The organism is Leptospira ryugenii, assembly GCF_003114855.1.
GTDB lineage: Bacteria > Spirochaetota > Leptospiria > Leptospirales > Leptospiraceae > Leptospira_A > Leptospira_A ryugenii.
On the sequence record NZ_BFBB01000009.1, the window covers coordinates 194,653 to 218,949 of the forward strand.

21 protein-coding genes are annotated in these 24,297 nt (G+C 40.7%); 14 read left to right on the forward strand and 7 right to left on the reverse strand.

Annotation, left to right across the window (positions count from 1 at the left end; translation table 11 throughout):
- The 4 genes from mtnB to DI060_RS17915 all read left to right on the forward strand — a co-directional run bounded on the left by mtnB (position 1) and on the right by DI060_RS17915 (position 3,900).
- The gene (gene mtnB / locus DI060_RS17900) at positions 1 to 627 is read left to right on the forward strand and encodes a methylthioribulose 1-phosphate dehydratase (RefSeq protein WP_108978358.1); all 627 of its coding nucleotides are present in this window, start codon (positions 1 to 3) and stop codon (positions 625 to 627) included.
- Positions 627 to 1,328, forward strand: coding sequence for an SDR family NAD(P)-dependent oxidoreductase (locus tag DI060_RS17905; RefSeq protein WP_108978359.1), 702 nt, complete (start codon positions 627 to 629; stop codon positions 1,326 to 1,328). Before mtnB ends, DI060_RS17905 begins: the two co-directional genes overlap by 1 nt.
- 2 nt (positions 1,329 to 1,330) lie before the next feature.
- Positions 1,331 to 2,068, forward strand: a complete 738-nt coding sequence (locus DI060_RS17910) for an SDR family NAD(P)-dependent oxidoreductase (RefSeq protein WP_108978360.1) — start codon at positions 1,331 to 1,333, stop codon at positions 2,066 to 2,068.
- A 98-nt stretch (positions 2,069 to 2,166) separates the two neighbouring features.
- The gene (locus DI060_RS17915) at positions 2,167 to 3,900 is read left to right on the forward strand and encodes a hypothetical protein (protein ID WP_135355097.1); all 1,734 of its coding nucleotides are present in this window, start codon (positions 2,167 to 2,169) and stop codon (positions 3,898 to 3,900) included.
- Here the strand turns inward: DI060_RS17915 and corA are convergent, their stop codons facing one another.
- From corA to DI060_RS17935, 3 genes are all read right to left on the reverse strand, one after another.
- Positions 3,901 to 4,857, reverse strand: a complete 957-nt coding sequence (corA, locus tag DI060_RS17920; RefSeq protein WP_108978362.1) for a magnesium/cobalt transporter CorA — start codon at positions 4,855 to 4,857, stop codon at positions 3,901 to 3,903.
- A gap of 4 nt (positions 4,858 to 4,861) precedes the next feature.
- Positions 4,862 to 6,610 (reverse strand): M61 family metallopeptidase, encoded by a 1,749-nt coding sequence (locus DI060_RS17925; protein WP_108978363.1) that lies wholly within the window; start codon positions 6,608 to 6,610, stop codon positions 4,862 to 4,864.
- A gap of 278 nt (positions 6,611 to 6,888) precedes the next feature.
- The gene (locus tag DI060_RS17935; protein WP_108978365.1) at positions 6,889 to 7,257 is read right to left on the reverse strand and encodes a VOC family protein; all 369 of its coding nucleotides are present in this window, start codon (positions 7,255 to 7,257) and stop codon (positions 6,889 to 6,891) included.
- 66 nt (positions 7,258 to 7,323) lie between these two features.
- Here DI060_RS17935 and DI060_RS17940 point away from each other — a divergent pair, with 66 nt between their 5' ends.
- Positions 7,324 to 7,602 carry a TIGR04454 family lipoprotein gene (locus DI060_RS17940; protein ID WP_108978366.1) on the forward strand — a complete coding sequence of 93 codons (279 nt, stop codon included), beginning with the start codon at positions 7,324 to 7,326 and terminating at the stop codon, positions 7,600 to 7,602.
- A 31-nt stretch (positions 7,603 to 7,633) separates the two neighbouring features.
- Here the strand turns inward: DI060_RS17940 and DI060_RS17945 are convergent, their stop codons facing one another.
- A complete protein-coding gene (locus tag DI060_RS17945; protein WP_244594503.1) occupies positions 7,634 to 7,906 on the reverse strand; it encodes a hypothetical protein in 273 nt (90 codons plus the stop codon).
- A gap of 52 nt (positions 7,907 to 7,958) precedes the next feature.
- Between DI060_RS17945 and DI060_RS17950 the strand changes: the two genes are divergently transcribed.
- From DI060_RS17950 to DI060_RS17985, 8 genes are read left to right on the forward strand one after another with little or no spacing between them, the layout of a single operon-like run.
- Positions 7,959 to 8,885, forward strand: coding sequence for a DMT family transporter (locus DI060_RS17950; protein WP_108978367.1), 927 nt, complete (start codon positions 7,959 to 7,961; stop codon positions 8,883 to 8,885).
- Between the two features lie 55 nt (positions 8,886 to 8,940).
- On the forward strand, positions 8,941 to 10,068 hold the full coding sequence (locus DI060_RS17955) for an Lsa36 family surface (lipo)protein (protein ID WP_108978368.1): 1,128 nt from the start codon (positions 8,941 to 8,943) through the stop codon (positions 10,066 to 10,068).
- A gap of 50 nt (positions 10,069 to 10,118) precedes the next feature.
- Positions 10,119 to 12,653, forward strand: a complete 2,535-nt coding sequence (locus DI060_RS17960) for a methyl-accepting chemotaxis protein (protein ID WP_108978369.1) — start codon at positions 10,119 to 10,121, stop codon at positions 12,651 to 12,653.
- A gap of 49 nt (positions 12,654 to 12,702) precedes the next feature.
- A complete protein-coding gene (locus DI060_RS17965; protein WP_108978370.1) occupies positions 12,703 to 13,710 on the forward strand; it encodes an ArsR/SmtB family transcription factor in 1,008 nt (335 codons plus the stop codon).
- Positions 13,694 to 15,013, forward strand: coding sequence for an adenosylhomocysteinase (ahcY, locus tag DI060_RS17970; protein ID WP_108978371.1), 1,320 nt, complete (start codon positions 13,694 to 13,696; stop codon positions 15,011 to 15,013). Before DI060_RS17965 ends, ahcY begins: the two co-directional genes overlap by 17 nt.
- 43 nt (positions 15,014 to 15,056) lie before the next feature.
- A complete protein-coding gene (locus DI060_RS17975) occupies positions 15,057 to 15,356 on the forward strand; it encodes an indolepyruvate ferredoxin oxidoreductase subunit alpha (protein WP_108978372.1) in 300 nt (99 codons plus the stop codon).
- A 51-nt stretch (positions 15,357 to 15,407) separates the two neighbouring features.
- Positions 15,408 to 19,127 (forward strand): methionine synthase, encoded by a 3,720-nt coding sequence (gene metH / locus DI060_RS17980; RefSeq protein ID WP_108978373.1) that lies wholly within the window; start codon positions 15,408 to 15,410, stop codon positions 19,125 to 19,127.
- A gap of 3 nt (positions 19,128 to 19,130) precedes the next feature.
- Positions 19,131 to 19,415: a hypothetical protein gene (locus DI060_RS17985; RefSeq protein WP_108978374.1), complete on the forward strand. Its 285-nt coding sequence runs from the start codon at positions 19,131 to 19,133 to the stop codon at positions 19,413 to 19,415.
- Between the two features lie 3 nt (positions 19,416 to 19,418).
- Here the strand turns inward: DI060_RS17985 and DI060_RS17990 are convergent, their stop codons facing one another.
- On the reverse strand, positions 19,419 to 20,255 hold the full coding sequence (locus DI060_RS17990; RefSeq protein ID WP_108978375.1) for a hypothetical protein: 837 nt from the start codon (positions 20,253 to 20,255) through the stop codon (positions 19,419 to 19,421).
- A gap of 84 nt (positions 20,256 to 20,339) precedes the next feature.
- Between DI060_RS17990 and DI060_RS17995 the strand changes: the two genes are divergently transcribed.
- Entirely contained in the window at positions 20,340 to 21,647 is a 1,308-nt protein-coding gene (locus DI060_RS17995; RefSeq protein WP_108978376.1) for an ATP-dependent 6-phosphofructokinase, read from the forward strand.
- Between the two features lie 3 nt (positions 21,648 to 21,650).
- On the opposite strand, the gene DI060_RS18000 is transcribed toward DI060_RS17995, so the two are convergent.
- Positions 21,651 to 23,396, reverse strand: a complete 1,746-nt coding sequence (locus tag DI060_RS18000) for a SpoIIE family protein phosphatase (RefSeq protein WP_108978377.1) — start codon at positions 23,394 to 23,396, stop codon at positions 21,651 to 21,653.
- Between the two features lie 6 nt (positions 23,397 to 23,402).
- Positions 23,403 to 24,275, reverse strand: coding sequence for an acetylglutamate kinase (argB, locus tag DI060_RS18005; protein WP_108978378.1), 873 nt, complete (start codon positions 24,273 to 24,275; stop codon positions 23,403 to 23,405).
- Positions 24,276 to 24,297 lie beyond the last annotated feature (22 nt).

A 24,297-nucleotide genomic window follows, 5' to 3' on the forward strand; every position in this document is an offset into this window, starting at 1 on the left:
TTGGGAGACCAAGAGTCCAAGCGCGAGATTGCTCGCCTAGCCAAAGTATACTATGACCGGCAGTGGATGTTTGCAACTGCTGGCAATCTTTCCTTTCGTTCGGAGGATAGGTCTTCCTTTTGGATCACTGCCTCTGGAAAAAATAAAAGTAGATTAGATGAAAGAGATTTTGTAAACGTTGAGGTCTCTTCCAGACAACTCCTGTTTGCCGAAGAAGGGCAAAGGCCCTCTGCGGAAACAAGCATTCATCAGGTGCTCTACAAACATGTAGAAAAGGCAAACTCCATCTTACATGTGCATACATTAGCATCTAACATCCTACAATATGGTGTCTCTAAAGAGGAAACCTATAAAATGGTGTCTTTGCCCAATATTGAAATCATCAAAGCATTTAATATTTGGGAGGAAAAACCAAACCTACAAGTAGTAGTTTTTTATAATTTTACCAATGTGAACCAAATATCAGAAAGTATCGAACAGTTTCTCATTTCGCATCCACAGTATCCATTACCTTGGGTATTGGTTGAAGAACATGGCCCGACAGTATGGGGAAATTCCATTGAAGAAACCAACAAACACTTAGAAGCTGTTGCCTTTCTCTTGGATGTAATGAAAGAATTAAGATAATGAAGAAAAGGATACTTGTCTTCGGAGCAGGATCAGGAATTGGTAAGGCTCTTTTAGAAAAGCTAAGCAACAGTCCCTTTGGAACAGAAAGTTTAGTAATTGGTTTTTCAAGACGTGGAGAAGCTCAGTCAAGTAGTTTCCAGCACGGAAAAAATTATCATTTGGACCTATCAGAAAAGGACTTAGAATCAAAACTTACTCGCTTTTTTGAAATGATAGACTTTGAGCAAGGAAATGTTTGTCTCTATTTTGCCCAAGGTGATGGTCTTTTCCAACCCGTACAAAATGTCCAAAAAGAGGATGTATCTGCGCATTTTCAGTTGAATGTGTTCTCTATTCTCTCTATATTGAAACAAATCTACCCATATATTTCAAAAATGAACAATTTAACACTTGTATTTTTATCCTCTACTGCCTCGAAGATGGGTTTCCCGAATTCCTCCTCCTACGTCGCAAGTAAACACTCTGTAGCGGGTATTGCCAAATCAATCCGAGAAGAGTGGAAGGATTTGGGAGTTAAAGTTGTAAATGTGTACTTGGGTGCTGTATATACCGAAATTTGGAATGAAAGAACTGAATTCTCTCCTTCCGATATGATTTCAGTAACGGAGCTTGCAGATTTTCTTTCTAACTTTTCCTTTCTGCCAAAGAGTCTATATGTAGATGAAGTGCACATCACTCCACGCAAGGGAATTCTATAAACATGGACGTATCTGATCCTATTGTCATCGTTACTGGAGGAAGTGGAGGTATCGGCAGAGAGATCGTTCGATCGCTCGTGTTATCTGGGTTTTCTGTTTGGAATTTGGACAAAGTGCGTCCCGAATCCCCTGTGATGCAGGAAACCTACCGCCAAGTCGATTTTTCTGAACCTATCTTTGTCCTAGAGAGGACCATCTCAAAACTTTTCTCTGAAATTTCGCAATCAGGTGAGCTCTATGGCATTGTCCATTGTGCAGGGATTGGTGGTCCTTACCATAAGATCACAGATGTGGGCATTGATGAATGGGAAAGTATCTTCCGCGTAAATGTTGATTCACTTTATTTACTCACCAAACTCGTACTTCCCAAATTCCAAAAAAACAAACAGGGAAGGATCATTGCTATTGCCTCCTCACTGTCTATTGTTGGCCAGTCATTGTCCGTTGCATATTCATCCTCCAAACACGCCTTAGTTGGGTTTATTAAATCCATTGCTGATGAATGGGGGGAATACGGTATCACCGCAAATTGCATAAGCCCTGGATATGTGGATTCAGGAATGGGCGTAAACGAAGAAGAGATTGCAGGCCATAAACAAATTATCCTTCAAAAAACTCCCGTAAGGCGCATTGCTGATCCAGTTGAGATTTCAAGAGTTGTGAGTTTCTTAATCCAAAGAGAATCTGGTTATATCACAGGATCCAATTGGACTGTGGATGGTGGCATTACTGCCATTTAACTATGCGCCTTCTCCCACCGAAAGATGCTTTTCCTAATCTAAGTACCAAAGAGACAATTAGCCGCCAATCTGGAATCATCCTGCAAAAGGAAGGGGTGATGTTAATCAAAGCAATCGAAACCCAAAGTTTGAAAGAAAATTTTGAACTTGGGCATTTGTATGAACCTGTCTCTTCCAATTTTGAAAAACTCAAAATTTCAACAGATGTAGCCATAGACCAAATCTGGGAGCTGATCGATTATGGCATTGCAACTCAGATTTTTGAACTTAAGTATGACGAAGTGAATGGCGATATAGAGATGCGAAATTTTATCGTCTCAAACCCAGATGGTGTATTTACATTAGAAGACCATTTTAAAAAAATGATGGTAAAGTCTGCTTCTCGCATCAAACGTTATGTTTTCGATAAAAAGATACTTACAGAGGAGATTTGGAGAACTCTTCTAATAAAGCTTACCGATCCTGATCTAACAAAACAAACAGGAGATGGAGATGAACTCGAGAGATGGATCGACTTAAAAAAATTCATCATTCCTCCTTCTAAACAGATGATCTCCATGGCGAAAGAGGAAATCAAAGAAGAGTTGGATTTGGATCCAAAACTAATTGTTTTACCAAAGATCGGTTTTTTCTCCCTTGCTGAATCGCAATCAAATCAATTCCTCCAAATTGCATACGAGTTACTCATTGCAAAAATTGAACCATTACTAAAATCCTTGGATTTTTCTTTAAAGGAAAGGTTGGATGAGTTTTATGCTGCGGAGTCAGCAAACCTAACTCTGAGCGCAGAAGGTTATGAAATTTCGTATATTCGAAAACACCTAAATATTTTCCAAAGTATTGAGGAGTTAATTTTTTCGAATGGCTTCACTCTCTACTTTAAGGTGATGGATAAACTTGCAAAAACTGCGGAAAAAGTCCTAGAAAATGAGAAAAAGACTGAGCTTGACAAACTTATAAACGTTCACTTGAAAATGTTAGAAAACACATTTGATTTTGATTCTCGTCTCCTCCGTTTGAATATGGAAAAAGAGGATGAGAGAATTCAAGTTATTATCGAACAATTAAAAAAATATCCAAATGTATTGTCCGCCGAATGGCAAGATGAGGAGGCAAAGATAATGATCTTTGCCCTGAAGAATGTAAATAGCTTAAAAGAAATCAATAAAATCATATACGAAAACCATCGATTTACTACTGAGTACATATTGTATTTTAAGGCTATTATAGAATACAATGAACCAGATATAAAAGCTATATTTAAAGACGAGGAGTTTGTAAAGTTATACGGAAGAAATCTCCAGGCTGTGTACTTCAAATATATACCTTGGTTTTATAAACTATTCTATTTTCTGGGAATTACTCCTTTAGTGAATATCGGTTATGCAAAAGCAAAATCTATCATTGCATATTCTCAAATGGATAGACAATTTAAGCATAAAAAAAGAAGAGAGTCTTTTTTTAAAAGAAAACTGCGTGAGAGAGAAGAACGGAATGAAAAAGAACGGAAGTTCCAAAACAAAAGAATTCTTTTGCAAGCAATCGACGAAGCTCTCTTTGCAAAAAAAACATTGCCTACGGTGGAATGGATTTTATCGCAATACCCAATCTTTCGACGAGAGTCTCTCGAGAAACTAATTTCAGATTTTGCCTTCCAAATCGTACCGAAAGGGGAGCTTACCGAACATTCCATCCTTCTCTATCCGAATACTGTTGACCATGAAGCGAAAATACAAAAAACGAGGAGTTTATTTGGGGCTTGGAGTAGGGGAGAGGACGTATTGCCCAAAGAACAGTTATCTCGCTTATCGGAAATTAGGTCAGATTTTTGATTAAAACCACCGTTTGATTCTGAAATAGAAGTACATCACAATCCCAATCAAACCCATTTCCCCTAGTGCTAAAAAATAACCGTATTCCCAATCTAAACTAGGGATGTTACTGAAATTCATTCCAAAAATACCTGCAATCAGAGACATCGGTAACATAATCGCAGTCATCAGTGTGAGTATTTTCATGATCTCATTTGTTTTCCTTGTGGAAATGGCAAGGTGAGCCTCTAATGCTGAAGAAATAGATTCGATATTGCTATCAACAAGTTCTAGGATGCGGATAGAGTGGTCTCGAACATCTCGAAAGAAAGCATCAGCATCATCGCTAAAGAAACTACTTTTTATTTTTTCTACGTCCTCTAGAACCTCTTTGTTTTGGTTTATCCCTTTTTTTAGGTTTTGAAGATAACCTCTTAGATTATAAACATAGCTGATATCCAAAGATTTTGAGGAGGAAAAAATTTGTTCTTCAAAATGTTCAATTCTCTCTTCAATTTTTTGTGCGATCAGTAAAGTATGATCAGTTTCAATGTCTAAAATTTTGTGTACGACAAATTCATATCCTCTGGCAAGTAGTTTATGATTTGTCTTCCAATCCTCTATCATCTCTCCAATTGACTCTCGGTAATCCAAGGTTAAAGTAATGATTTGGTTTTGGGTTAAAATAAAATTAAAGTTTTTGGCAAAAAGATTATTTTTATCTAAGACATACCCGCGGAAAATAAAGAAGATATAATTTGGAAATTTTTCAAGTTTAACCCGGCTGTTTTGATTTAAAATATCTTCGATTGTTAGTGGGTGGATTTTGTGTTTCTCCAAGAGTGTGTTTAATTGTTGTTCATTTTCTGCTGTGACATGGATCCAATGTTTTCCAGCCTTGGCAAGGGGCAGTGGGATATCTGGCAAGATCTCCTCTTTTGAGTTTGGAGTGAGTATATAGTTGAAGATTCCAGGCATGTATTTATCCAATCTCCAGTAAGAACTGATTTTGTATTTTTCTCTGTAAGTCGCTCATGGTCTGTAAGGGAACTATCTTTTTTGTTTTAAATGTTTTTTGGGTTTCGGTTAAAATCTCTAGAAGCTTCCCATTTCTTGCAATTGTGAATAATACCTTTTCATTTGGACGGAATTTTTTTTCCATTTTTTCAAAAAGATTACGGTTTACACGCCTACCGTTCACAGCTATGATTTCGTCCTCAATTTGGAATGAAGTTGTTTGTTGGAGCGAACGTTGGTATATTTTACTTACAAAAACATTTCCAGCCTTTTCTTTGGTTTTAAATCCAAGGTCTGAGATAGGATCCTCTTTCAGAAATTCTAAGCCCATTAAGTATAGATAGTCGGAAACTGGCAGTTTTCTTCTCGCAATGAGATGTTGGTCAAATTCTGTTTTTAGGTTAAGGCCTGTTTCTGTTTGGACTGCATCGAAAAAATCTTGTTTGGTGATGCCTCGATTCTTTTTAATTGCATATTCCTGGTAAATAGACCGCATCACATCTTGGATGGATTTCTGTCCTTCAGTATTGTAAAGTAAGAATGCATTCATACAAAATGCAAGTAGGGCACCTTTTAGGTAATAGGAAACCGTAATGTTTTGGCTATTTGAATTTCTTTTGTAGTACTTTGTCCAGGCCGTAAAGGATGACTCTTCTAAACTCATCCAATCTTCTGCGGATGTTTCCTCCAAAGAGGCTATGTCTTCCGCCAATCGCTCAAAGTATTCATTCTTTGTTATGTGTCCTGTTAACAAAAGAAAGTAGATATCGCAAAAACTAGTAATTCCCTCTGCGATCCATAATTCACGAGTTAGGTTTGGTATTTGGTAATCGAATGGTCCGAGGGCAATGGGGCGAATTCGTTTTACATTCCAGAGATGGAAATATTCGTGAGCAAGTAATTCTAATAACTTTTTGTATTCGCCTTCTTCGTCTATATGTTCAGGTGGAAAGTAGTTCACACTACAGGCACTATGTTCCAGTCCTCCATAAGTGGACTGGGAGAGATTGACAATAAAAAGATAATAGGGATTGGGGTGGTCATTCATCCAATCATTCTCTGTATAGACGATCCGTTTGATGTCCTCCAGAAGCTTTTCTTTGAATTCGAAGGAAACATCTCCCTCTACCAAAAGCTCATAATGGTTACCTTCAAACTGAAAATTCAGGGAATTTTCATTTGTTAGGTGGAAGGGAGAGTCAAACAGTTCATCATAATGGCGAGAAAAGAAGACCATTTCCTCATTGGTTCTAGGTAAGGAACTATAGATTTTAGAAAAGAAAGAATTGGTTTCAAACTGCACAATACTAGGGAGCTGTAAGGATGATTCTTCATATAAAAAAAAGGCACACGGATTGATGAAACCAAATTGGCTTTCTAGGTGGTTTGTCCTGACTGTAAAATCTTCAAATGCATAGATGATGTATTTAAGTTTTATGACTCCCGATGGATTCGGAACTTTCCAAGTATGCAAACCGATTTGTTCCCAAAAGAGTTCGGTATCATTCCTTCCATCAAAAGCACTAAATTTGTGTAAATGCGTGGAATAATCTCTAATCATATAAGAGCCAGGAGTCCATGAGGGCATAACGAAGGTTAAAGTTTCTTTTTCGGAGTTTTGGACAAGCTCTACTTGGTAATAATGTTGGATGGGGTCTAAAATTTGGACTCTGTACAAAATCGACGCATTTAGCTCGGAATGGGGAAGGCTCATTATGGTAAAAGCTTACTTATTTTTCAATTTTGCCAAATGTTTTCTTGACACTGATTCTGTAGAGTACTAGAAAAGGGTAGCTAAGGTATAAGCAAAGGAGGTGGTCCATTTGGATAGTAGTTGTTACGACAAAAGAAATTTGACCCGCGAGGTGGCTGGGCAATAAACGCCAAGCTTGTTGCATAACCGACCAGTCGCAGTCTTTCCAAGTTCCAATCGGGTGGTCTCCATTGGGCATTGCAGTCGCTTGGAAAGATCTTCCTTCTCCTAATGCCCGTTTATTGGTTTAATTCCTCATTGATTAGGTCTTTCCACGCATTTGGATAGGCACTACAACCCAATCGATTCCCATCAGGGTCTGAAAAGTAAATGCTAAATTCTGTTGTCTGTTCCTTTGGTATTTTTATAAAAAACTCTCTCCAAAGGCTTGCATTCTCTTTTGCCAGAAGGAAAACGAGAGCTTTTGTAGCCTGCTTAGGACCAGATTCTAACATCAAGATTGTGCTACCAAATCTGAACCAAACAGAACGAAGGGTTCCTGATTTTTCTTCATATTTCTCCACTTTCTCTTCGCAACCTGGAATCTTTTGGTAAAACTCCGCCATTCTGTCCAAACTCTCTGTTCCAATCGCGATGTGGTGGATCATTTTTTTCTTTTCAAAACACTTTCCCAAACAGATACTTACAAGAAATCATAAATCGCGGAGTTTTTCATGAAAAAAACACTCGTTCTAGCTCTCTTTTTGGGCTTGGCCATCGGAAACTGTAAATCAAAAGCCTACTCTCAAGAAGAATGCGATGCGGCTCTTTCTTCTGCATTTGTTGCTATTGAAGAGGAAGCAAAAAAGAATCCACAAGCCGCTCCACTTTTAGCAGGCCTTCAACAAGGTAAGGCAAAAATGGTAGACCAGTGTATGGAAGGAAAATTCGATCCAAACTGCTTGAAGAATGCACCTGGCATCACAGGCATTATGGCTTGCGTTAAAAAATAGACTTAAGAAAAGGCCTTCCCAATGCGGAAGGTCATTGTCTCTCTCCCATCTTTTCATAGCCTTTAGGTTCTGAGTAACATCCATGTTCACGATAGGGACCAGATTCAAAAAAATAAATCTTTTGGGCGTATTGTTTGCCTTCCCACAAACATCGTTTGCAGATAAAAGGAAGGATGGCCCAATCCTCACACTCTTCTGGACGAAAGGCAGGCCACACTCGTAGCAGAGGCTTCGATATCTCTTCCTCCTTTTCTGCTCCCAGTGTTGGATAGAGTGATACGATTAAAAAAACAAATGCCAGAATCCATCTCACATTAAAGAATATCGGAGAACCCTTTCCTTTCCAATATGGTCTTATGGAAGAAAATAGTTCCTCCAAGGATAGAGACTGGCAAGGTGTAGCCCTTGTCCTAACAGGTGCGATTTTATTTTCCGCTAAGGCAGTTGTTGTAAAACTCACCTATAAATATCCGTTAGGTGCCTTGACATCCCTTTTTTTTCGAATGGTCTTTGCCTTCCCGTTTTTGGTGTGGATAGCTTACAGAGAAGAAAAAAAACCAGATGCCAAAAGAATCCAAGGTAATGACTGGATTCATATTATTTTGATGGGGATTGTCGGTTACTATCTTGCAAGCCTATTTGATTTTATTGGATTGCAGTACATTTCCGCTGGTTTAGAGAGGATCATTTTATTTATCTACCCAACCTTAGTTGTGGTTCTCTCCTTTTTTGTCTACGGGCATAGAATCCAAAAGAAGGAATGGATTTCCCTTCTTCTCACGTATACTGGAGTAGGCATTGCTTATAGCCAGGACCTACAATTTGGCAAAGCAAAGGATGTAAGCCTTGGAGCATTCTTTATCCTTCTTTCCGCACTGACCTATTCCATTTATCTAATGGGTAGTGGAAAGATCATACCGAGGATTGGGGCAGAGCGATTCACAGCCTATGCCTTGGCCATCTCTTCTCTCGTGGTGTTTTTTCATTTTGCTCTAGTCGGAAGCTATGCCGAGCTCTACCAGCCAAAGGAATTCTATGCCCTCGCATTGTTACTTGGTACTCTCAATACGGTTGTCCCGGCCGTTTTTGTCTCATTAGGAATCAAACGAGTGGGTTCGAAAACAGCGGCCATCATCGGGTCAGTCGGACCTATGTCAACTTTGTTCCTTGCCTATTGGTTTTTGGGCGAAAGTATTACTTTTTTACATATAATTGGCACTCTTTTCGTACTTTCAGGTGTATTTTTAATCAGCCAAAAAAAAATTAGCAATGCCGATAGATAAAAGAGAGAATCATACCATTCATTTGTTGGATGATTAGGATCATTAAGGCAAGGCTATGAACAAACAGTACAAGTGGCTTCTCTCAGCAGTTTTGTATCTCTCAATGCAGGGAGCCCTTTCCGCACAATTCACTTGCGAAGGCACGGCTTGTGGATTTTTGCCAAGAGACATTACGAGCAGTTTGAACTCTTCCTATCTTCGTTTGCAAACCGACTACTTGAATGAAGTTCTCAAAACCAACACAGAGGCTGGCTTTCTCGCAAATTTAGGTTCAAATAACATTGGTACGGGAACCGTTCGTCGCCTCCAAGTGGGTGCAAGTGTTTCGGCCGCTGGTTACAAAAAGGATGACATCATCATAGAAGAGCCTGGTTTTAAGCTCCCTAAACTTCCGAATGTGGGAGGTTCCGTAGTTCCGAATGTCAATATCGATTTTAACCCAGGTTGGATCTTAGGCTTTGATAGCCGGCATTGGACTCGACGATTTGCCATTTTTTTACATGGTATGGACGCAGTAGTTCCCAATAAACAATTGCAAGGTGCCTCAAATAACAAAAACTATGAGGGAAGGATTACCATCAAAAATTATGGTGGAATGATTCGTTTCCAAGTCATCGAAAAGTATGGCTTTCTAGGGAATGTGATCACTTGGGATGGTTTCAATATTGGTGCTGGCCACCATGTGATGGAGCAGGATTTCGATTTCAAATATTTAGAAGGAAAAGCTGCTACTATAGAATCAAATGGAGTTAAGGCAAAGTGGGGTGGTGATACAGTTTTTAACTACAACACTAAGGTGCGTACCACAAATGTTGACATCAGAACTGGTGTAGGGGTTTTTTGGGTCATCAATGTGATTCTTGGCGGTGGGTACAGTTGGAATACTGGAGATAGTGATCTAAGTGTATCCCGAAGAGGTCCTCTTGTTGTCCAAACTTCTGCTATCTCTGCAATCGAAATCCCTCGAGAATACCAATCGCAGATAGATCCTGCTATCCTCCAATCAGGTCCTTCTGGGACTTTGGGCCTGACACTCGGAGGCTCTAGCCAGTCCAAAAAGAATCTAGCCTATGGAATTGCAGGTCTCGAATTTGATATCTATCTATTGAAAATCATCGTTGAAGGAATCTATGGTGGAAAAGATTTGTACTCAGCAAATCTAGGAGTGAGAGCTTCCTTTTAATCTTGCTATTCTCTTGATCTTGGTCTAAATTGACCTGTAGGTCAAGATTAATGAATCTCTACAATCGTTTCTTTCGACAGATGATGTCAGTCTCCATCGGGTTTTCTATGGGGGTTGTGGTTCCTATTGGTATCGTATTTATTTATTTTCTCATCAAACCAACTGGAGATTTACTCAGAGTTTTTTTTCTAGCAGTTGGCTCCGGTGCTCTCTTCGTACAAATTTTACCCCTCTATGTGATGCCGAGACTCACAAAACCCATCAAAGACTATCTCTTAGCCCAAGAAAAGGGAGAGTCCATATCAAAAGAAGATTACACAAAGATTTGGAACCATGTAACCAAACTTCCTATCCTCACCTCAGTTATGGGCGCCTTACAGTGGTTGATCGCATCTTTTATTGTGATTATACCTGTTTGGATGCATCCGGATGCTTCGCGGACACAAAGTTTTTACCTAGAAAATACCTTCATCTTTTTAGCTCTCCTAAATACTCTACTCTCCTATATTTTTATGGAAGGAGTTATTCATAAACTTCTTCAGGAAAATGCATTCCCATCTGAGTTGGATGAAGCGCATAAACCCTTTTATCGAAGGTTGAGTATCACTATCCCTGTCACTATCATTATGCTTATCATAATGATGTGTGATGTTTTTATGATGTTATCCTTTCGCATCAACTCTTCTTCTTTGCGAGATTCTTATTCAAATCAGTTATACAATTTCAGCATCAGCAATGAAGCCTCCTTGTCAGTGATTTTCGAAGGTGTAGAGTCTGCTATGAAAGAAATTGCTGATCGAGAAGATTTACAGCTAGCCTTTACAAAGAAGCAATACGGTCAATTTACGCCCATCTTGCAAAAGTTATTCGATAATAGCTCCCTCTTTTTGGAAAATGCTTTTATAACTTCTATGGAGGAAGGTTATCCTATTGTTGCTTCCGGAAAGGGTGACGGTAAGGCATTGGGCTATAAAATGAAAACCCATGCGAGTTTTCAGGAGAATCTGGATCATGCTCTCAAAGGAGAGACTTATTTTGGTATTGCAGAAAAATACCCTACCAACGGGAAGATCATCATCCTAGTCACTAGCCCTTTTAAAGTAGATGGCAAGATCGTTGGTATCATTGGTTTCCCCATTCGGATTGGGGATGCTTTATCTGCTCTCCTGAAAAAAATCAAAATCGGGAAAACGGGTTATTCCTTTCTCTTGGACCAAAAACTCCAAATGGTCTGGCATCCGAATGAATCCTACATCTTAAAAGAATTCGAAGGCACTGAATTTGCAAAACTTTTAGAAGAAGCAGGTGAGCTCAAGGCCTTTGAAAATAAATGGGAAGGCTCAACCTTTCTACTCCGAAAAAAGACCAATCCTAAAACGGGGTATCATTTCTTTACAACGATCAATTTAGCCGAGATAGAGGAGGCAAGTTATGATTCCCTTGATGATCTCATGTATCTCAGTTTAGGTGGCGCTCTGCTTGTTGCACTAGTAGTCTTTATATTGTTTTACATTCGATTTTCTTCCATCAAAGAAGTGGAAACTGTGCTCCAGAAAATGGGGAATGGAGACCTTAGAAATTATTCGAAGTTGGTCTCTTCCGATGAATTTGGAAAACTGACCATGGGATTGAATAAATCCCTGCGACAAGTGAAAGAAGTGGTTGCCTCCAACCAATCAATTTCAGACGATATGGCTGCCGCCGCAGAACAGATGTCAGTTTCGCTAAATAGTCTATCAGCGAATTCACAAACTCAGGCTGCGGCAGCGGAAGAGATATCGGCTTCCATAGAAGAGATATCCGCAGCCGTTGAATCTGTTGATTCACAAGCCCAATCCCAAGTCAAAAAAGCAGATTTCTTAAAGGCACAAATGCAGGACCTTTCTTCGGAAATCAAACTGACAGGTACGGAAGTAGACAAAGCCACGGTAGAATTCACTCGAATCACTGAGGAAGCAAAATCTGGACAAACATCATTGGATCGGATGCAGAACTCCATCTCCAAGATAGGAGAGAGTTCGGAGCAGATTGGCAGTGTGATCGAAATCATCAATACCATATCCGAGCAGATCAATTTACTTGCATTGAATGCCGCCATAGAAGCCGCAAGAGCTGGGACATACGGGAGAGGATTTGCCGTAGTTGCGGATGAGATTGGAAAACTGGCGATCAAAACGGCAGCATCGATCAAGGACATTAGTGAACTCATCGATGCAAATAATGATGAGATCAACAAAGGGACAGAGATCATAGAGTCAACGATCCAACTCATCCAGAATATTATCCAGGGAGTGTCTTCTTTTCAACAAGTCACAGAATCCATACAAGCGAGCTCTCAAAGACAGTTGGAAAGGAATACAAAGGTAGTCCAGGAAGTGGATGAATTGAATGAAATCTCGCGGATGATCCGAGTTTCCTTAGAAGAGCAGAAATCGGCGATTGGTGAGGTGGCCCAGGCCATCTTTAATATCAATGACCTCACCCAATCCAATGCCGCTGGTCTAGAAGAAATGACTGCCTCCTCGACTGGGATCGCGTATTTGGCTGAAAATTTACGCAAGAAGATCAATTTCTTTCAAATTTGACCCAAAAATCGCTTGCGGGATCTAAATATCAAGAAATCTTGATATTTAGATGAATCCAGTGGTAGGTTCCGAAATCAGTGTCTCCCCTCGTTCCAAAGGGATTTTAGATGCATTAAAGGCCGTCTCCGATGAAACGCGCCTGCGGATCCTACATATTTTGAGTCTAGGTGCCTTTTCCGTGAATGAGGTCGTTGAAATCCTAGGAATGGGGCAATCTAGAGTATCGCGCCACCTCAAAATACTCACCGAGGCCAAAGTGATCCGCTCCAGGCGAGAGGGATCCTTGGTGTATTCTTATCTCCCGGACGTCTCTCTCTTAGAGCAGGAATCCTTTCGGTACTACCAAGAGCTTTCCTCCTTACTCCTTTCTTACCGCGAGGACCTACCTTTTTGGCAGAGGGACTTGCGCATGGTGCACCAAATTTTAGAGCAAAGAGAGCGTAAGTCCAAGGGTTTCTTTGACCGCATCGCAAAGGATTGGGAATCCCTCCAGGGGGAGGTTCTCCATCCTAAGCTCTACAGATCTTGGATTTTGGAACAACTTCCCAATCAGCTGTCTACCATTGTAGATTTGGGTTGTGGACCAGGTGGCCTCATACCATATCTTTTACCAAAAGCAAAGCAGTTGTTAGGTGTTGATTCTTCTGCCAATATGATAGAAGAAGCGCAATCTCTCATTGGAAATAACCAAAATGTGCAATTTGTCCAAGCTCAATTGGAGTCTATTCCTATGCCGGATGCCTCAGTGGATGCTGTGGTCTCAAGTATGGTCTTACACCATATCTCACATCCTCCAGCTGTTTTAGATGAAGTTCACCGTATCCTAAAACCCGATGGAATTTTGTGTATTGTCGATTTAGAAAAACATAACCAAGAAATGATGAGAGATAATTTTGCGGATCTTTGGCTCGGCTTTGAACCAGAACTTTTGGAATCTTGGCTCACAAATTCCGGGTTCAGTGTAGAATTTACCGAGAGTATCAAAACAGAATCTATTTTTAAAATTTTAACTATTAAAGCAAAGAAAAGGGGAGGACAAAATGTCCCAAGCAACTAGTACAAAATCGGAAAGACTTCCATACAAAGTAAAAGATATATCTCTTGCTGAATGGGGAAGAGAGGAAATCATCCTCGCTGAGAAAGAAATGCCAGGTTTGATGGCGGTTCGTGCAGAATTTGGAAAGGCAAAGCCCTTGAAAGGTGCAAGAATTGCCGGATCACTCCACATGACAATCCAGACTGCCGTATTGATTGAAACCTTGATTGAGTTAGGAGCCGAAATCCGCTGGTCTTCCTGCAATATCTTTTCAACCCAAGACCATGCAGCAGCGGCAATTGCAAAAGCAGGTATCCCTGTATTCGCTTGGAAAGGGGAAACAGAGGAAGAGTACTGGTGGTGTATTGAACAAACTCTTTTCTTTGAAAACGGCTTAGGCCCAAATATGATTTTAGACGATGGTCATGACCTGACACATTTCGTACATGAAAAATATCCAGACTTGTTGAAAGACATTCGAGGAGTATCGGAAGAAACAACTACAGGCGTGATCGGATTATTGAAGAAATTCAAAAATGGTGAACTTAAAATCCCAGCTATCAATGTGAACGACTCAGTCACAAAATCAAAGTTTGATAATCTTTATGGATGTCGTGAGTCTCTTGCAGATGGTATCAAACGCGCAACAGATGTTATGTTGGCAGGTAAAGTCGCACTTGTTTGCGGTTTTGGTGATGTTGGAAAAGGTTCAGCTGCCTCATTGAGAAACTTCGGAGCACGAGTTATCGTGACTGAAATTGATCCGATTTGTGCATTGCAAGCTGCGATGGAAGGTTACCAAGTGCTTCGAGTAGAAGATATCATCGAAAATGCTGATATTGTTGTAACTGCGACGGGAAATGATGACATTATCACTCTTGAGCATATGAAGAGTATGAAAGATGGTGCTATCCTTTGTAACATTGGTCATTTTGATACAGAAATTCAAATGTCACGATTGAATGCTGAAAAAGGTATCACTAAAAAAGAAATCAAACCTCAAGTGGATAAATATACTTTCTCAAACGGGAAGTCCATTATTGTTCTAGCAGAGGGTCGTTTGGTAAACTTAGGTTGTGCAACTGGCCACCCGTCGTTCGTAATGTCCGCCTCTTTTACGAACCAAGTATTGGCGCAAATTGAATTGTTTAACAACAAATACGAAATCGGCGTCTATCGTTTACCAAAAAAACTAGATGAAAAGGTAGCCGCTCTCCATTTGGAGCAGTTGGGTGTCAGATTGACTAAACTCACACAAAAGCAAGCTGATTACATTGCTGTTCCAGTTGAAGGCCCGTTCAAACCAGAACACTACAGATACTAAAAAATGGGCCATACTCATGTATGGCCTGTGCAAGGAGAATTGAATGGCATATGTAGTTACCGAAATTTGCGTAGATTGTAAATATACAAGCTGTGCAGCCGTTTGTCCAGTTGAGGCATTCCATGAAGCAGAGGACACTTTGTACATTGATCCAGATACTTGTATCGATTGCAATGCTTGCCAATATGAATGTCCAATTGATGCAATTTTCCCAGACTATGATGTCCCGGAAAAGCACAAGGCTTCAATTGAAGTCAACGCAAAAGAAGCTACCAAATACCCAGTAATCGTCTCTACGAAGGCACCCCTAAAGGGACCAAAGTGCGCCGATTCAAGTAAATAGACAATCAGCCACAGCGAATAAATGCTGTGGCTTTTCACTGAAAAGATAATTATGAAATTTGAATATACCAATCCCTCCGCTAAGAAACTCTTAAAGCTAATAGAAGAAAGAATCTTAATCCTGGACGGTGCGATGGGCACTATGATCCAGCGCCACTCTTTAGATGAAGATGACTTTCGAGGTGAAAAGTTTAAGGATTGGTCCCTTTCCTTGAAAGGAAATAACGACATGCTGGCGATAACCCAGCCTGATATTATTGAATCTGTGCACCTGCAATATTTAGAAGCTGGTGCGGATATCATTGAAACCAATACATTTAGTTCTAATTCGATTTCTCAGGCCGATTACAAAATGGAATCCTATGTTCGGGAGCTCAATTTAGCGGCCGTTCGTTGTGCAAAAAATGCAGTTCAAAAGTATAAAGAAAAAACAGGTAAAACCGATTGTTTTATAGCTGGTTCCATCGGTCCTACTGTAAAGACTGCCTCTCTCTCGCCGGATGTGAACAACCCAGCATTCCGAGCTGTCACTTTTGACGAATTGGTTGCTTGTTTTTATGAGCAGGTTTCTGCTCTCATTGATGGCGGAGTTGATATTCTCCTCCCCGAAACAAACATCGATACACTCAACTTGAAAGCTTGTATCTATGCAATAGATCAAGTGTTTGAAGAGAGAAATATTCGCATTCCAGTCATTCTCTCTGTTACGATCACAGATTCTTCTGGAAGGACTTTATCAGGTCAAACTGGAGAAGCATTCTATATCTCGATTAAACACGCAAAGCCACTTGCAGTAGGAATCAACTGTGCCTTGGGTGCCGGAGAAATGCGCCCTTACATTGCAGAAATTGCTCGTGTATCAGATTGTTATGTTTCCTGTTACCCAAATGCTGGTTTGCCAAATGCCTTTGGAGGCTATGACCAAACACCGCTTGAATTTGCGAACTGGATTGAAGACTTTGCAAAGTCCGGTTTTTTAAATATTGTTGGCGGTTGTTGTGGAACAACGCCAGATCATATCCAAAGGGCCAGCGAAGCCGTTCGTTCTCTTTCTCCGAGAAAACTCACTGAAAAACCACGCTTCAGCTCTTATGCGGGACTAGAACCACTGCATCTAACACCTACGCAAGGTTTTATCAATGTTGGTGAGAGAACCAATGTAACAGGATCTCCCAAGTTCAAAAAGTTGATCTTAGATGGAAATTTTGAAGAGGCGGTACAAGTGGCACTTCAACAAGTCCAGGCTGGTGCGAATATAATAGACATCAATTTTGACGAAGCTTTGTTAGATGGCGAAGGATCCATGACAAAATTTCTAAATTTAATCGCCGGTGAACCCGAGATTGCTCGCGTTCCTTTTATGATTGACTCGTCAAAATGGTCTGTTCTCGAAGCAGGACTCAAGTGCATACAAGGAAAACCCATTGTAAACTCGATTTCCTTGAAGGAAGGTGAAGAGGTTTTCCTAAAACATGCAAGGACCATTCAAAGATTTGGAGGGGCCGTCATCGTAATGGCCTTTGATGAAGCTGGGCAAGCAGCTACCAAAGAGGACAAAGTGCGGATTTGTAAACGCGCCTATGATCTACTGATTGCAAAACTTGATTTTGATCCGCATGATATTATTTTTGATCCTAACATACTTACTGTCGCGACGGGCATCGAAGAACATAACAATTACGCTGTGGATTTCATCGAAGCTACTGCAGAAATCAAGAAGATTTGTCCTGGTGCAAAGGTTTCAGGTGGTTTAAGTAATATTTCTTTCTCTTTCCGTGGAAATAATCCAGTCAGGGAGGCAATGCACTCTGCATTTTTGTACCATGCGATCAAAGCTGGTATGGATATGGCGATCGTCAATGCAGGGATGTTGGAAGTCTATGAACAGATTCCAAAAGACCTCTTAGAATTGATTGAGGATGTTCTATTAAACCGTAGACCAGATGCAACGGAGAGATTGATTGATGCTGCTGCAAGTTTTCACGGTGAGGCAAAAGTACAAAAGAAAGATGATCTTTGGAGATCTTTACCTGTCGAAGAGAGATTATCCCATGCACTTGTGAAAGGCATTGATGAATTTGTAAATGTGGATACCGAGGAAGCGCGAACCAAATATGCAAAACCCTTAGAAGTGATAGAGGGTCCACTTATGAACGGAATGAAAGTCGTTGGTGAATTGTTCGGGGCCGGAAAGATGTTTTTGCCGCAAGTGGTAAAGAGTGCCAGAGTGATGAAGAAGGCGGTTGCCTATTTACTTCCCTTTATGGAAGAAGAGAAAAAAGCATCCAAAGTTCAGTCCAGCCAAGATAAATTTCTCATCGCAACCGTAAAAGGTGATGTACATGACATTGGTAAAAATATAGTCGGTGTGGTACTTGCCTGTAACAATTATGAAGTGATTGATTTGGGCGTGATGGTTCCAGCTGAGAAAATTCTAGAAACAGCAAAAAGAGAGAATGTCAAAGCAATCGGTCTCTCTGGTCTTATTACACCTTCTCTTGACGAAATGGTGCATGTTGCCAAAGAGATGGAAAGACAAGGCTTCCAAATCCCTCTCTTGATTGGTGGTGCTACTACCTCTCCTGCCCATACAGCTGTTAAAATTTCAGAGCAGTATTCGCAACCAGTGATACATGTTTTGGACGCATCTAGAGTTGTGAACGTAATGAATTCTGTTTTAAATCCGCAAGAAAGTACTTCTTATATCGAGGAGATAAAAAAAGACCAAGCAAGGATTCGAGAAGAGTTTTATGCTAGAGAGCGCGAAAGAAATTTACTCAATATAGAAGATGCAATTGATAACAGAGCCAAGATCGACTGGGAGGAATACACTCCACCTAAACCAAGTTTCACTGGGATCAAAGATATTACCGATGTTTCCATAAAGGATTTAATTCCATTTATCGATTGGTCCCCATTTTTCCTGGCATGGGAATTGAAAGGCAGGTATCCAAATATTTTTAAAGATCCAGTGTATGGGGTAGAGGCAAAAAAACTTTTCGAAGATGGTACCCGACTATTGGATATGCTTGCGAATCGTCCAGATTTACAGCCAAGGGCAGTCGTGGGCATGTTCCCTGCGCATTCTATTGGTGAGGATATTGAAGTCTTTGCAGACGAAGCAAAACAAAATCGATTAGCACAATTTACTATGTTGCGACAACAGATCACTCGTCTCCCTGGGCAACCAAACGTAAGTTTAGCAGATTACATAGCCCCCAAGGAATATAGAAAGACCGACTATATGGGCTTTTTTGCCGTTACAGCCGGACATGGGATTGAAGCCTTAGCCAAAGAGTATGAAGCAAACAATGACGATTATTCTGGAATTATGGTCAAAGCATTGGCAGATCGTTTAGCGGAGGCCTTTGCTGAATATATGCATAAATGGATTCGGGATGAGTGGGGGTTTGGGAAAGATGAAAATCTCACTCCAGAGGATCTCATAAGAGAAAAGTATAGAGGCATCCGACCAGCACCAGGTTACCCGGCTTGTCCAGACCACACTGAGAAACGAATCTTATGGAAGCTATTGGAAGTGGAGAAGCGAACTGGTATCCAACTAACAGAAAATTGTGCGATGTGGCCAGCGAGTTCTGTCAGCGGGTATTATTTCTCCCATCCTGAGGCAAAATACTTCGCGATAGGAAAGATCAACGAGGATCAGGTTATATCCTATTCAAGCCGTAAACAAATGGCAAAAGAAGAAGTTGAAAAGTGGCTCTCTCCCTATTTGAATTACGATCCAAACCGAAGGCCAGCCGTCGTATAGCCTATGCATGGGCATGATTGGGCATTCATAGAAGCCAAACGAATCGAAGAGGGATTTAGTTTCCATACGAAACTATCCCTCTGGCTCCAAGAATACCTCTCACTTCCTAGCAATACTTTGATAAAGGTATATGAGGTCAAATGTGGAGAGAATAACTGTCCTGTCGAGGAAGTGAAATTGCTCTGGGATACTGGTAATGGTGAGGAAAGCTTACAAGTAGGTAGAGGAAAGGAAAAAATCCTAAAACAAGATGTCTACTTAGCGAAAGCCAAACAGAAACAAGGCTAAGCTTTAGCGGCTTGAGCGAACTGGGAAAAGATACTTTAAACCAAGATTTCCTTGCACTTCCGGAGACCATAAATCATCTAGAGTTCGATTTGCTTCCCGCGCATTGATCGGTACCTTTACCATACCTTCAAAGATCAAATTGCTATTTGAAATGCTGATTCCTGGACTTACATAGATTTGGCGGCCTACGAAATTAGACCTAGAAGGTTCTTGCATCCTGAGTGCAGTGTTCAAAGACCGTGAGATAGCTTCATTGTCAAAACGATGCATTTCAGATAATTGTAAGAATATCTCCCATTTCGAATTTTTCAAAAAGGAGAAGATATTTCGATTTAAGCGATAGCTGACACGGAACTTGCTCTCCGCTACGTCCATATAGGTCAAACCACCATGGTTCAAGCTGAGGCCCACGCTTAGGCTCATGTCAAAACTGACCCCTCTGCGATAGTTAACATATGTTACATTTGTGTTGTGAACTGAGAGATTTCGAAAGAGTCCTGGTCGGGTTTGGTCGAATTCACCCTCTGGATTTCTAGGCAAAAACGATTGAGTGAACGGCACGACTTGCGAAAAAACTTGCACCTGGGATTGTGCGTCCCAAGGAAGAGCGATCGACTTGGCACTTGAGTTGTTTGGCAGATTCAAGTCGAATTGATTTGGGAAGGTGTACGGAATGGAAAGTGATGGTCCTAAACCACTGGTTTGAAGGTGGCTTGCTTCATAGAGACTTGTTTTGCTATCTGCAACAGAATAGCTAGAAAAGTAGGGCAGACCTTGTGGAAAGATAGCTAGGGTTGAAAATAGAAAAAGTAAGAGAAAACTGGGAACCCTGAGCCACATACCTACGGAGAATCTCTATAAAATTCCTAGAAAAGCAATGAAATTTGCTTTCCTGGAAGGATTTTTTTAGATTCAATCGCCGAAATGGACCATCAAGACACAGTTGTAGAGAATTTTGGAACCTGCCAGTTTGAAAACCCTGCAGGATATGAGAATTGGACAGAAGAGAACTCGGTGGTGCTCTTCCAAACCATCTTTTCGGGTTCTCAGGATGCTCTGGCCACCATCCAGAAAAATCCTATCTTCTTTGAGCAGGCAGGCCCGCGCCAAAACATTTACTTTAACCCCGCTGATGTGACAGCCGGGATTGTGACTTGTGGGGGCCTTTGCCCAGGCATTAATGACGTAATTCGGGCACTCGTAATGGAACTTCACTATCGATATAAAGTTCCCCGTATATTGGGTTTCCCTTTTGGATATGAGGGGCTTGTAAAAAAATCCGGCCACCGTCCAATAGAGTTAACGCCTGATAAAGTAGCACACATTATGAATTTTGGCGGATCGATTTTAGGTTCCTCTCGAGGGAACCAAGCCATTAACGATATGGTTGATACACTTTGTTTGTATGGTGTAAAGATGCTCTTTTGCATTGGAGGCGATGGGACTCTTCGAGGCGCACAGGCTATCCATGAAGAAGTAAAAAGGAGAAAAGAAGACATCGCAATCGTTGGAATCCCGAAAACGATAGACAATGATATCAACTATGTACAAAAAACTTTTGGATTTTCGACTGCGTTTAGTAAGGCGGTAGAAGCGGTCAATTGTGCACATGAAGAGGCAAAAGGTGCTCCTAATGGAATAGGTCTCGTGAAACTAATGGGCCGGCACTCCGGATTTATTGCCGTAAATGCCGCTCTTGCCTCAAAGAATGTAAACTTTGTTTTGATTCCGGAGTCTGATTTTGATCTAGAAGGGAAAGGTGCTTTTTTGGAGGTCTTAAAGGATAGAATCAAAAAAAGAGGCCATTCTGTCATCATTGTAGCGGAAGGTGCAGGTCAGAAGTATTTCGAAGACAAAGGAGAAAAAGATCAGTCAGGTAACAAACGTTTGGCTGATATCGGAATCTTTATGAAAGATCGGATCTCCGAGTATTTCAAAAAAGAGAATCTCAATATCAATCTCAAATACATTGATCCAAGTTATATCATCCGTTCCGTTCCTGCCAATGCAGAAGATTCTGTTTTCTGTGGTTTTTTGGCGCAAAATGCTGTTCATGCAGCGTTTGCTGGTAGGACCTCCTGCGTTGTCGGAATTTGGAACAATGTATTCACCGTCATGCCAATCCAATTGGCCATTGCCGAGCGTAAGGTCTTAAAACCAGAGAGAAGCACACTTTGGAGAGCATTGCTTGCTTCTACAGGGCAACCTAACAGAATGATTGCTGAATCGTGAACATTAATTGAGACGTACGATGAAAAGAGAGATATCATCGTGCGGTTCTGCATCACCAATGAACTCGCCAACTTTTTGTAAAATTGCCTTACGGATCACTTCGGGAGGGTCATTGATGTGGGCTAGCACTGCGGATTCAAGACGCTCTTCACCAAATAACTCTTCTCGTGTATTCATGGCTTCTGTTACCCCGTCTGTATAAAGCACTAAAAGATCACCTGGTTGGTAAGAAACAATATGTTCTGAAAATTCGCAATTGCTAATGCCCATCGGTTGGCCTTTGCCCGAAAGGTGTTGGATTTTATGGTGTTTCTTTCTATACATCAACTGCATATTGTGACCGGCAGACGAATAGGTAATTTCTTTTTTGGACATATTGATCCGTGCAAGCATTGCTGTAACAAACATTAAAAATCCAGATTTGTCTTGGATGATTTCATTTGTTTTTTGTAGCGCTTCGCTTGTAGAAGTAGTTTTCGCAACCTCTTGGGAGAGGATAGTTTTCGATAGTTCCATAAACAATGCAGCTGGTGTTCCTTTGCCTGATACATCCGCAATGATGACGGATACCTCATCTTTTCCGTGAATGACCATATCATAAAAGTCCCCACCAATCTCTCTGGATGCCTGGTAATAGGTATCAAATTCAAGAAGAGAATAATGTTTTGGGATAATAGGCAAAGAATGTTTTTGGATCATTGCTGCCGTTTGCATATCCCGGTCTATGTTTTTTAATCGTTCACTTTGTATTTTAACTTGGAGTGCATTATAAGCCTCACCGACTTGATTTGATAAAGTCCGTAAAATTTTGATGTCCATCTCATCAAACTTTGTACGAGAAGTTTTATCTGAAACGACAAGAGAACCAAGCCATTGTTTATTTTTTAAAATCGGCAAAAGGATTAGGCTATGTTGGAATATCCCTTTATGAGTGAGTGTAAGACCATGTGCTGAATTGGAATGGACAATTTTATATCCTTTATAGATCCACTCATCTTTATCCGTATAGAGAATTGACTGAACCTCATCATCATAGAAGACATCTGAGAAGCCTTTTGATTTTGATCTGGGTAGACCTTTCTGTTCTAATCTTTCAAAGTTCAACGATACGCGATCGACTTGTAAGACTTCTGAAATAGTTTTTACGGCAAGATCCATAAATTCTTCCGAATTTTGTATGTTTGAGAGTGCCTGCGAAATTTGGTAGAGGCAATTCAATTCATTGGCTCTCAAGTTTAGCTGGTCGATAAGGATTCGATTTCGAACGGCAATGGCAGCAAGATTGGAAAGATACTTTAGAATTTTAAGGTCAGTCTGATTAAAACTCCGCGTGTCGTTTGTGTTTACAGCTTCTAGAACACCTTGCACTTCATTCTGCGTGATCATCGGGACACAAATTAGATTTCGAGTATGGTAACCAACTTTTTTATCAATGTCTTTGTAAATGCGTGAATCATTCTCCGCATCATTTACAATTTCAGGTTGCAATGTGTCGAGAACCATACCGGCTATGCCTTTGCCTCTTGGGACAGTAAGTTGAGAAAGAGAGTCTTCTTTAAGCCCGCTAGTCGTATTAAAAACGAGTAAGTCCTTTTCTTTGTCGTACAATAAAAGCGAAGAACCCTCAGTATCCAATACATCTCGTGTGATACCCATGATTTCGCTAAGCAGAGTATCCAAATCTTCAGTCGAATTGATCCGACTGGTGATGTCCGATATTAGATTTAAAGTGAGCTGTTTTGTGGGCATAGGGAATTATTCGATTAGACTTCCAATTCCCTGGTTTGTCAAGACCTCAATTAGTACAGAATGGGCTACTCTGCCATCAATGATATGGGTTCTTTTCACTCCACCTTTTAATGCTTCCAGGCAACATTCCACTTTGGGAATCATTCCGCCACTGATATCGCCCGATTTGATATAGCCGTCTATGATTTGTTTGTTGAGCCCTGTGGCAAGTTGGCCTTTGATGAGTATGCCTGGAGTGTCAGTAAGTAAGATGAGTTTCTCTGCCTTAAGGGCTGAAGCGATGGCACCAGCCATTGTGTCTGCGTTGATATTTAAGGTTTTACCATCTTTAGAAGCTGCTACAGGCGATATGATGGGTATGAATCCTTCCGCTTGTAAGGTATATAAGATTTGAGGGTTCACTTCTGTGACTTGGCCCACGAGGCCTAAATCCAAAGTTTGTTTATGGCCTGTATCATCCTCAAATTCCATTAGATACTTCTCGGCTATGGCTAGACCACCGTCCTTGCCAGATAGGCCAACAGGCCTTCCGCCTTTCTCCTGGATCAAAGATACAATCTGTTTGTTCACTTTCCCAGTAAGGACCATTTCAACGACTTCCATGGTTGGTTCGTCTGTGACCCTATGCCCTCGGATGAATTGGGTGTTAAGATTGAGGGATTGGATCAATTGGTTGATTTCAGGACCACCACCGTGCACAACAACAGGGTTGATGCCTAAGTATTTTAATAAAACTATGTCCTCAGCGAAAGAACCACGGAGCTCTTCTTGGACCATTGCCGCACCACCATATTTGATGACAATGGTCTTTCCAGAGTATTTGATTAAATAAGGCAAGGCCTCAAGGATATGTGAAATTTTTTCAGAGTTGTGGTCCATAGAAATCCTCTTTTGGGACAAT

Coding starts and splice junctions, on each gene's coding strand:
- DI060_RS17905 (WP_108978359.1), top strand. CDS start 627: ATGAAGAAAAGGATACTTGTCTTCGGAGCAGGATCAGGAATTGGTAAG.
- DI060_RS17910 (WP_108978360.1), top strand. CDS start 1,331: ATGGACGTATCTGATCCTATTGTCATCGTTACTGGAGGAAGTGGAGGT.
- DI060_RS17915 (WP_135355097.1), top strand. CDS start 2,167: ATGTTAATCAAAGCAATCGAAACCCAAAGTTTGAAAGAAAATTTTGAA.
- corA (WP_108978362.1), bottom strand. CDS start 4,857: ATGCCTGGAATCTTCAACTATATACTCACTCCAAACTCAAAAGAGGAG.
- DI060_RS17925 (WP_108978363.1), bottom strand. CDS start 6,610: ATGAGCCTTCCCCATTCCGAGCTAAATGCGTCGATTTTGTACAGAGTC.
- DI060_RS17935 (WP_108978365.1), bottom strand. CDS start 7,257: ATGATCCACCACATCGCGATTGGAACAGAGAGTTTGGACAGAATGGCG.
- DI060_RS17940 (WP_108978366.1), top strand. CDS start 7,324: ATGAAAAAAACACTCGTTCTAGCTCTCTTTTTGGGCTTGGCCATCGGA.
- DI060_RS17950 (WP_108978367.1), top strand. CDS start 7,959: ATGGAAGAAAATAGTTCCTCCAAGGATAGAGACTGGCAAGGTGTAGCC.
- DI060_RS17955 (WP_108978368.1), top strand. CDS start 8,941: ATGAACAAACAGTACAAGTGGCTTCTCTCAGCAGTTTTGTATCTCTCA.
- DI060_RS17960 (WP_108978369.1), top strand. CDS start 10,119: ATGAATCTCTACAATCGTTTCTTTCGACAGATGATGTCAGTCTCCATC.
- DI060_RS17965 (WP_108978370.1), top strand. CDS start 12,703: ATGAATCCAGTGGTAGGTTCCGAAATCAGTGTCTCCCCTCGTTCCAAA.
- ahcY (WP_108978371.1), top strand. CDS start 13,694: ATGTCCCAAGCAACTAGTACAAAATCGGAAAGACTTCCATACAAAGTA.
- DI060_RS17975 (WP_108978372.1), top strand. CDS start 15,057: ATGGCATATGTAGTTACCGAAATTTGCGTAGATTGTAAATATACAAGC.
- metH (WP_108978373.1), top strand. CDS start 15,408: ATGAAATTTGAATATACCAATCCCTCCGCTAAGAAACTCTTAAAGCTA.
- DI060_RS17985 (WP_108978374.1), top strand. CDS start 19,131: ATGCATGGGCATGATTGGGCATTCATAGAAGCCAAACGAATCGAAGAG.
- DI060_RS17990 (WP_108978375.1), bottom strand. CDS start 20,255: ATGTGGCTCAGGGTTCCCAGTTTTCTCTTACTTTTTCTATTTTCAACC.
- DI060_RS17995 (WP_108978376.1), top strand. CDS start 20,340: ATGGACCATCAAGACACAGTTGTAGAGAATTTTGGAACCTGCCAGTTT.
- DI060_RS18000 (WP_108978377.1), bottom strand. CDS start 23,396: ATGCCCACAAAACAGCTCACTTTAAATCTAATATCGGACATCACCAGT.
- argB (WP_108978378.1), bottom strand. CDS start 24,275: ATGGACCACAACTCTGAAAAAATTTCACATATCCTTGAGGCCTTGCCT.